Genomic DNA, 8047 nt, shown 5'->3' on the forward strand with positions numbered 1-8047 from the left:
CCTTTCGTACCAATGTGCGCCGAACTGACTCTTCGGCGCGCGCATGGCTGACCCTCACGTGTCTTTCCATGCTGCAGTTCTTCATCGCCGTGGACGTGACGGTCGTCAACGTCGCGCTTCCCTCCATCGGCGCCGAGTTTGGAACCTCCGAACGCCAGCTGACCTGGGTGGTGGTGGCATACACGATCACCGGTGGGGGTCTGTTGATGCTGGGCGGGCGGCTCGGGGACATGTTCGGCCGGAGGCGGATCTTGATGATGGGAACCGCGATCTTTGCCGCGGCGTCGGTGCTGGCGGGGGTTGCATGGTCGTTCCCCGTCCTCGTTGCTGCTCGACTACTTCAAGGTGTCGGTGAGGCGCTCGCTCTTCCGGCAGCCATGGCAGTGATCGTCATGCTGTTTCCTGAAGGGATCCAACGTTCGCGTGCCCTGAGCGTCTGGGCGGCGGTGGCCAGTTGCGGACTGGTCCTCGGGTTCGTGCTCTCCGGGATCCTGACCGAGTTCCTCGGCTGGCGGTGGATCTTCCTCGTGGCAATCCCCTTCGTCCTCCTGGTCTTGGCTGCGGCGACGTTCCTCTTGCCCGCAGATGCTTCCCGGGAGCGAGTCGTGCTGGACGTGCGCGGAGCACTGTTGCTCACCGCGACACCGCTGCTGTTCGTCTTCGGCGTGGTGGAAGTTGGCTCGGATCAGGACCCCATCGTGTGGATGGCCGCACTGGCCGGGGGGTTCGTGTGCGGGGCCATGTTTCTGAGGTCCGAACGCCGCGCTGCACACCCACTGGTGCCGGTGACGTTCTTCCACAACCGGTCGCGGGTGATGGCGAATGTCGCGACGGCGTTGTTGAGCGCTGCGTTGTCGACGTCCTTCCTGCTGTTCACGTTCTACCTGCAACAGCGGCTTGGGCTGAGCCCGCTGGCCACGGGCCTCACCCTCGTCCCCCTGGCCGTGGCCCTCATCGCCGCGGCAACGTTCGTTCCGCGGCTGCTCGATGGCTGGGGTGCCCGCGCCTGCATCCTCAGCGGTTTAGTTTTCACGGCGTTGGCAATGGTCACGATTGCGATCGGTGCATACCTGAATGCACCCGGTCCAGCAATGATCCCGGCGATGATCCTCATCGCGGCAGGCATGGGATTCGGCTTGGTCGGTCTCCAGTACGCGGCAGTCAGCGGTGTCACCGAACACGACGCTGGCATCGCGTCGGGCGTGCAACGAGCCTCCGATCAGTTGGGCGGAGCAACCGGCATCGCCCTGTACGTCGGGATCGGCTTCGCCCCGGCATTCACAGGAGTCGTCCCCTATCTCGTCAGCAGTTCGCTCGCGGTTCTCGGGTTGGCCGTGGCGGCGGCATTCGCCTCACGAATCACACTTCCGAATACGGATGGTGCGGCGTCCTGACAAACTGGACGCGATCCAGAGCGGCTTTGGGTGTTTGCTGCCGATTAGACGCTGCGGCACAGCGGTAGTGCAGCGGCGGTAAACGCCTGAGCCTGCTGACCCCACAAGCGCCGGGTCTCGCATGAGGCTTGGATGGCTGCCTGTTCGATGTCAGCGACGGCACGTTCGAGTTCGTCGGGATCGATGGCGCTGACGGCGATGAGGCCGGTGACGCGGAGGATGCCATGGCCGGCGGTCAGGTCAGCCTCTTGCTGAAGGACGTCTTGGTATTCGGCGCTGTGCTGGGCGTCCTCGATCTGGCCGATGCGTTGACGTTGGGCGGCATCGGAGACGTATTCGGTCTTCTTCTTGCGGATGTCGCGTGCTGCCTGGTCGGTGCGCAACGGCGTGTAGAGCAGCGTGAAGGTGCGCCGGATGCCCGAGGACAGCAGGACGGGTGCAAGGAATCCGGGAAACACCAAGGACCGTGGCCATTCGCTGATCCACAACACGCAGTGGTGCGCGGAGTCCGAGCGCAGCATTGACCAGCTTTCGGTGACGGCGACTGGGCCGGCGGTGGCGAGGTCGCGGCCGACGTCTCCGTGACGCTCCAGGGCTGCGCCAACGTCGGGGTCATAGGCACCGCGCAGGATGACGGCCAGTTCACCGGGGTCGAGCCAGTCCGAGGGAGCGAGGTCGGCTGAGCGGAGCGCGGCGATGATCGTCGACATCTCCTGGCGCAGGACGGCGGCTGCCCCACGGTTGCCTCCACCGGCTGCGCGGATGGCTCGGTTGGCGGTCTTGAGGTTCAGCGACAACGAGATGGTCGAGGCGTGGCGTTCACCGGCTGGTCCGGCGCGGTCGATGAGTTCGCCGTACGTGGTGGCGGTGAAGGTGTCGTCCCCGGAGCCGTGCTGGTGCCACCATTCGGCCAGCCCTTTGCCGGAGTCGGGCAGGGTGCGTTCCATGATCTGCAGGCAGGCGATCCGTCCCGAGCGGCAGGCGGTGGCCAGGACTCGGCCCCAGCCGGTGACGCGGCGTTCTTGTTCGAGCGGGTCGAGCAGGATGAACGCTGGATGGGAGACCGCCACGATGGCGGTCAGCGTCGAGCGGTGCGGGTCGTGGACCATGACTGCGCCGGTGTCGGGGTCGAGCCACTGACGCAACCGGGCCGCATCCCCGGGAAGCGCGAGGGTGCCGACCGGTCGTGGGGCGACGACGCGACGCCTGTAGCTCAGTTGGCCTCCCGTGGAGCGCCACAGCCAGACGCCGACGATGGGTAGCCATTGGATGAGTTTGCGGCCCCCGACGCTGACCCAGGCCAGGGCACTGCAGAAGACGATGACGGGGAGGGCGAAGATCAAGCTCGCGCCACCGCTGACGTAGAGGGAGAAGACGAGGGTCACGGCTCCGATGCCGACCACCACCAGTTGGGAGGCGGTCAGGCCGAACAGGACCCCGCGGCGTGCCAGCCGGGAGAACTTCACCGGCTGCAGCTCGTAGTCGCCCGACCGGGTCGTGTTCGTGGCGTTCATCGTCCGGCCCCTGAGTCATCCGAGCGACGGCCGGTCATGGCCGGGGTCGGATCAGCGGTGTGGGCCGGAACCGTCCCCGCGGCACCGGCGGGTGCGCTCGCCTGCTCAGCTTGGCCCGAGGACTGTGCGGCCACGTAGTTGCCCATCTTCGGGCCGGCAGTCGCGGCCTCCTTCGTTGCCACGGCACCGGCGGCCACGACTCCGCCAGCCGCGGCCCCGCCCGACGAGGCGCCACCGGCACCGCTGGTTCCGCCGCCTCCGCTGGGGGCGGAAGCAGGTGCGGGGGCGCGTCCTCCACTGCCAGACCCTCCGCCGTCGCCACCGAGGATCTTCGGGACCATGCCACCCGAGCCTCCGCCGGTGCGGATCGGGAGGGGTCGGTTCATCGACGACTTGGTCTCCTGCTCGGCCGACATGGCGTGGTACATGTCGAAGCCCATGAAGCTGATCGCCTTGTAGGTCATGTACGGCGCGAATCCGGCCATCAGCATCAGCACGACGCCGGCGATCGGTTCGCTGACCGACTGCAGGTCGGCGTCGATCGGTGCGGAGACCTGGGCGGTGGCGAGCAGGAAGATCACCACGAGCACGAGCTTGGACAAGATCAGTGCGATCACGAAGGTGGCCCACTTGCCGATCCAGCCGCGGGTCTGATCCCACGAGGCTCCGGCCAGGGCGATGGGTGCGAACACGATCGCGACCAGCAGCAGGGCCTTGCGGACCAGCAGGCTGATCCACACGATCACCGCGGCACCGATGGCGAGTCCGGCGAGGAAGATCGTCAGGATCGCGGCCGCGCCGGGGGCTTTGAGGCTGAGCCCGCCGATGCCGACGGCGAGCAGGGCAACGCGATCGCCCATCTCGTTCATGTTGGTGCCAGCTGCGTCGACGATCCCGATGGTGAGCTGGTCGGTGATTTCCAGCGCGAGAGCGAGGAGGGTGATCGCGACGAAGGACCCGAGGATCGATTTGGCCAGACCGGTGAGTGCGCGGGTCAGGGCTGTGGGTTCTCGTCGGACCATGCCACCGATGACCTGGAGGAGGAAGAAGCCGAGCATCACGAAGACCGCGACGCCGAACAGGATGTTGTAGACCTTCATGTATTCGTCGCTGGTGATGTCGACCGAGGTGGTGCTGTCGAAGACGTTCCACACGGATTTGAACATCCACTCTGCGGCGTTGCCCATGCCCTCGGCGAGCCAGTCGAACGGGGCGGTGACCAAGCTGGCGGCCGCGTCGCCGGCCGCGTCGCAGACCTTGGAGACCACGGGGACATCGCATACGTCGACCATCGTTCTGCTCCTTCTCGATTCGCGTTCGACTCAGACCGCTTGGCCGACGTTCCAGAAGAAGTTGACCAACGCGACCGAGGCGCCGGTGACGATCGCGGCGCCAAGGGCGATCACGACCCCGAACTTCCCGCGCCCAGCCAGGTGCGGGTTGGACGAGTTCGCGCCCATCGCCCACACAACGGCCGAAATGATCAGCGCCAAGACGGCCAGGATCAGACCGACGGTCATGGCCGCGCCGACGATCTTGCGGAGCTGCCCGATCCCGGGCAGCCCGTTGGAGTTCGGGTCGATGGTGATGTCCATCGGCAGGAGCTGCACGATCGTGGGCAGCAGGTCGAGGTGAAGCATGATTCCTCCTAGGAAGGTCGCAGGACGGTCTGTCCGACAGGTGCGTCAGCGGACGCGGTCAGAGAGCGGCGCCGACGTCGAGTAGCCAGTTCGCCCAGGCAAGTGCCCCACCCGTCAGTGCGGCGCCGCCGAGGGCGACGAACACGCCGGCCTTCGCCTTCGCGGCCGACTGCCAACTGCCGTTGGACGACGAGATCGCCCATGCCGCGGCGGAGACAATGAGCATCAGACAGGCGAACATCAGCCCGTAGGTCAACAGAGCGCCGATGACGGATCGCATGTCCGCCGATCCGCCGACGGCCCCGAAGTCAGGTGCTGCTGCACGCTGGATGATCTCGATAGTGGCCATGTTGATCAGGTGCGCCGAGCTGGGCCAGTTGCTGCTCTGCGGTCATACCGGCGACGTCGGATGATCGAATCGACGGAGTAGCACTACCAGGGCGCTCGGCTCCCCCGCCGAAATATGGAGTACGTGCGACAAGTCTGCGTTCATGAGGCAGCGCCCAGCGAGCTAGTGGTTCAGCAGTGGCTGTATTGTTCAGCATGTGCTGACTGTTGCTACGCGTTTGGACGTGATGAACCGGTTGGGTCGGGCGATGGCGGACCCGACCCGTTCTCGCCTTCTTATGGCTCTGCTGGAGCGGCCCGCCTATCCCGCTGAGTTGGCGCGCGAGCTCGGTCTGACCCGGTCGAACGTGTCGAATCATCTGGCGTGCCTGCGGGACTGCGGCATCGTGGTGGCTGAACCGGAGGGTCGGCAGACGCGGTATGTCATTGCCGATCCGCATCTGGCTCGGGCCCTTACTGCGTTGGTTGAGGTCACTCTCGCGGTCGATGAGAGTGCACCTTGTATCGACCCGACCTGCTCCCTACCCGAGTGCGGAAACGGAGAGGCAGGCGCGTGATCCTGTCCTCCGCGCTGCAGGCGATTGGCCTGTTCATCGCTACGAACATCGACGACATCATCGTGCTCTCGCTGTTCTTCGCCCGAGGAGCCGGCCGCAGTGGGACCACGGCCCGGATCCTGGTCGGTCAGTACCTGGGGTTCGCTGGCATCTTGGCCGCAGCAGTGCTCGTGTCGTTGGGCGCAGGAGCCTTCTTGCCCGAGGAAGCCATTCCCTACTTCGGCCTGATGCCCTTGCTGCTGGGCCTGTGGGCAGCGTGGCAAGTCTGGCGATCCGGCGACGATGACGACGACGCGAAGATCGCCGGCAAGCCGGTGGCTGCTTGGACGGTGGCTGCCGTGACGTTCGCCAACGGTGGGGACAACATCGGGGTCTACGTGCCGGTCTTCCTCAGCGTGGGCGTCGCTGCCACGGTTGCGTTCTGCATTGTCTTCCTCGTCCTTGTGGCAGCTCTGGTCATGCTGGCCAAGTTCGTTGCGACTCGACCCGGGATCGACGAGGTCCTCGAACGCTGGGAGCATGTGCTGTTCCCCCTCGTCTTGGTCGGACTCGGCATCGTCATCCTTTACACCGGCGGAGCGTTCGGTCTCTGACAGAACGACAACGAGTCGAGTCGCCGGCCTCTGGCGCTGCTGCTGTGTAGCGTGCCAGCGGCGTGTTGGACATGCCTCAGTCGTTGTGACGCGGCCTGGTGGAGTTCTTCCGGACTGCGGCGTAGGTGGTCCAGTTGCCGCCGGCGTGCTCGGTCCACTTCGTGGCGGCGCCGGCGCTGATTCCGATGAGGCTGGCGAACACGGCGGGTGGGACGCTCGAGGCGAGGTGGAGCATGGCGGTGTTGCGGCTGGCGCGGGTGGTGATGTCGCGCGTCAAGATTCTTGGCAGGGCTGTTGAGTCAGTCCTGAAGGAGAATCAGCATCATGGGAAGACCCCCTTCGATTCCGGTCGAGAAGAAGACCCGGATCGTGTTGAGCGTGCTCGCCGGTGAGCTCACGATCGCCGAGGCGGCGCGTCGCGAGAAGGTCAGCGAGCAGTCGATCGGCCGGTGGAAGGCCGAGTTCCTCGAAGCCGGCAAGACCGCGCTTGCGACAGGCCGCAACGGGCCGACCTCACGCGAGGAGCAGCTCGAGGCGGAAGTCGTCGAGCTGACCCAGGCGCTCGGCGAGGCCGCGGTCGAGATCCGGGTCTGGAAGAAGAGCGCGGAGGGCCGCCTGGGCCCTTCGAGGACCTCGAGGTGATCCGGATAGAGGCCGGGATGTCGACCGCGAGGTGGTGCAGGATCTTCGACATCCCGGAACGAACCTGGCGGCGTTGGCAGGCCCGCGCCCGAGCTGGCGAGCCGGCCCGTCGGCCACATCCGCGACCAGCGCGTGACGCTGCTGCGACGTTGGTCGACAAGCACGCCGCGAAGCATCCGGCGTGGGGCCACCGCAAGATCTGGGCGATGGTCCGACACGACGGTCACGTCGTCTCCGAGGCGACCGTGCTGCGCCGGCTGCGTGACCAGGGGCTCATCCTGCCCGACCAGTACCAGCGCGAGCGACGCAAGCTCGCCGAGCGCCGCAAGGCGGCCTTCGCTGATGAACCGACCGGCCCGAACCAGGTCTGGCAACTGGACTTCTCCGAGTTCGAGACCACCAGCGGCGGGACCTGGCGGATCGCGGGGTGTCGGGACTACTGGTCCAAGTTCGAGCACCGTTGGCACCTCTCGCCGACCGCGAACCAGTTCGACGCGATCGAGGCCGTCGACCTCGCCCTGGCCGACTACGAGACCCTGTTCGGCCACCCGCTGGTCGAGCGTTGCGGGGTCGACATCGAGACCGGTGAGGTGTCACCGGTGGTCACGATCGTGACCGACAACGGCGGCCCGTTCCGCTCGTTCCGCTTCGAGGCGTTCATCGCCTCCCACCCCGAACTGCGGCACGTCCGCACCCGCGTCCGCTCGCCGGGGCAGAACGGCTCACGCGAACGCGGCTTCGGGACGCTGAAGTACGAGCGGCTCTACCTCGACGAGATCGACGACGCGATCATGCTCGCCAAGCACGCCGAGGCCTACCGGATCGAATACAACCAGATCCGACCCCACGAAGCCCTCGCCTGGAACCGGCCACAGGAGGTGCACCTGGGACTGGCCGACCCGACCACCCCGACCTTTCAAACCATCAAATCCCTGCCAACTACTTGACGCGGGACACGGTCGGCGAGGTGAGCGATGAAGCGTTGTGCGGCTCGGATCTCCTGGCGGCAGCGGTCGGCTGCGCCGTGGCCGAGCTGTCCATGACGGTCAACTTGGACTCTGGCGATCACGTGCCAGCGGGCGTATCGGCTCAGATTCTGGCGGTCCTGGGCGTAAGACACCTCGGCGATGACTCGGGCAGCGAAGCGGTGCAGCCTGGCGAGGTTCTCGTCGCGTGCAGGCAGGGCGCCTGTTGCAACGAGGACCGCGCGGAGGTAGTTGACCGAGAACCGGTTGCCTTCGGCGTCGAGCAGCTCGTGGGTGAGATCGGTGTGCTCGCGGGCCAGTTTGGCGAGGAGGCTGAGGCTTCCGATGCGATTCCAGTTGCTCAGGATCGATCGAGGTCGGGGGCCGGCGACGA

At 66.3% G+C, this 8047-nt stretch carries 10 protein-coding genes and 1 pseudogene; 5 read left to right on the forward strand and 6 right to left on the reverse strand.

Translation table 11 applies throughout. The features are described 5' to 3' along the window. Positions 1-68 precede the first annotated feature (68 nt). Complete coding sequence (locus Q9R27_RS18220) at positions 69-1394, forward strand: MFS transporter (protein ID WP_311253832.1); 1326 nt, start codon at positions 69-71, stop codon at positions 1392-1394. Between the two features lie 44 nt (positions 1395-1438). On the opposite strand, the gene Q9R27_RS18225 is transcribed toward Q9R27_RS18220, so the two are convergent. From Q9R27_RS18225 to Q9R27_RS18240, 4 genes are read right to left on the reverse strand one after another with little or no spacing between them, the layout of a single operon-like run. Next, complete coding sequence (locus Q9R27_RS18225; RefSeq protein ID WP_311253833.1) at positions 1439-2908, reverse strand: SCO6880 family protein; 1470 nt, start codon at positions 2906-2908, stop codon at positions 1439-1441. After that, positions 2905-4200, reverse strand: coding sequence for a conjugal transfer protein TrbL (locus Q9R27_RS18230; RefSeq protein ID WP_311253834.1), 1296 nt, complete (start codon positions 4198-4200; stop codon positions 2905-2907). Before Q9R27_RS18230 ends, Q9R27_RS18225 begins: the two co-directional genes overlap by 4 nt. Before the next feature lie 30 nt (positions 4201-4230). Further along, positions 4231-4548, reverse strand: coding sequence for a DUF6112 family protein (locus tag Q9R27_RS18235; RefSeq protein ID WP_311253835.1), 318 nt, complete (start codon positions 4546-4548; stop codon positions 4231-4233). Positions 4549-4606: 58 nt separating this feature from the next. Beyond that, positions 4607-4897 (reverse strand): DUF6112 family protein, encoded by a 291-nt coding sequence (locus Q9R27_RS18240; RefSeq protein ID WP_311253836.1) that lies wholly within the window; start codon positions 4895-4897, stop codon positions 4607-4609. Positions 4898-5093: 196 nt separating this feature from the next. Between Q9R27_RS18240 and Q9R27_RS18245 the strand changes: the two genes are divergently transcribed. Both Q9R27_RS18245 and Q9R27_RS18250 read left to right on the forward strand, forming a co-directional pair. Further along, the gene (locus tag Q9R27_RS18245) at positions 5094-5453 is read left to right on the forward strand and encodes a helix-turn-helix transcriptional regulator (protein WP_121255486.1); all 360 of its coding nucleotides are present in this window, start codon (positions 5094-5096) and stop codon (positions 5451-5453) included. After that, positions 5450-6046, forward strand: coding sequence for a cadmium resistance transporter (locus Q9R27_RS18250; RefSeq protein ID WP_311253837.1), 597 nt, complete (start codon positions 5450-5452; stop codon positions 6044-6046). Before Q9R27_RS18245 ends, Q9R27_RS18250 begins: the two co-directional genes overlap by 4 nt. Positions 6047-6122: 76 nt before the next feature. Here Q9R27_RS18250 and Q9R27_RS18255 read toward each other — a convergent pair whose 3' ends face one another. After that, complete coding sequence (locus tag Q9R27_RS18255) at positions 6123-6323, reverse strand: hypothetical protein (RefSeq protein ID WP_311253838.1); 201 nt, start codon at positions 6321-6323, stop codon at positions 6123-6125. A 47-nt stretch (positions 6324-6370) separates the two neighbouring features. On the opposite strand from Q9R27_RS18255, the gene Q9R27_RS18260 reads away from it, so the two are divergent. Further along, complete coding sequence (locus Q9R27_RS18260) at positions 6371-6688, forward strand: transposase (RefSeq protein ID WP_143914768.1); 318 nt, start codon at positions 6371-6373, stop codon at positions 6686-6688. 17 nt (positions 6689-6705) lie between these two features. Continuing rightward, the gene (locus Q9R27_RS18265; RefSeq protein WP_311253840.1) at positions 6706-7635 is read left to right on the forward strand and encodes an integrase core domain-containing protein; all 930 of its coding nucleotides are present in this window, start codon (positions 6706-6708) and stop codon (positions 7633-7635) included. On the opposite strand, the pseudogene Q9R27_RS18270 reads toward Q9R27_RS18265, so the two are convergent. Next, positions 7605-8047 (reverse strand): annotated as a pseudogene (locus tag Q9R27_RS18270) (hypothetical protein); the annotation flags it as partial. The gene Q9R27_RS18265 and the pseudogene Q9R27_RS18270 overlap by 31 nt on opposite strands.

Origin of the sequence: Nocardioides sp. AE5 (genome assembly GCF_031844485.1) — a bacterium.
Classification (GTDB): Bacteria; Actinomycetota; Actinomycetes; order Propionibacteriales; family Nocardioidaceae; genus Nocardioides.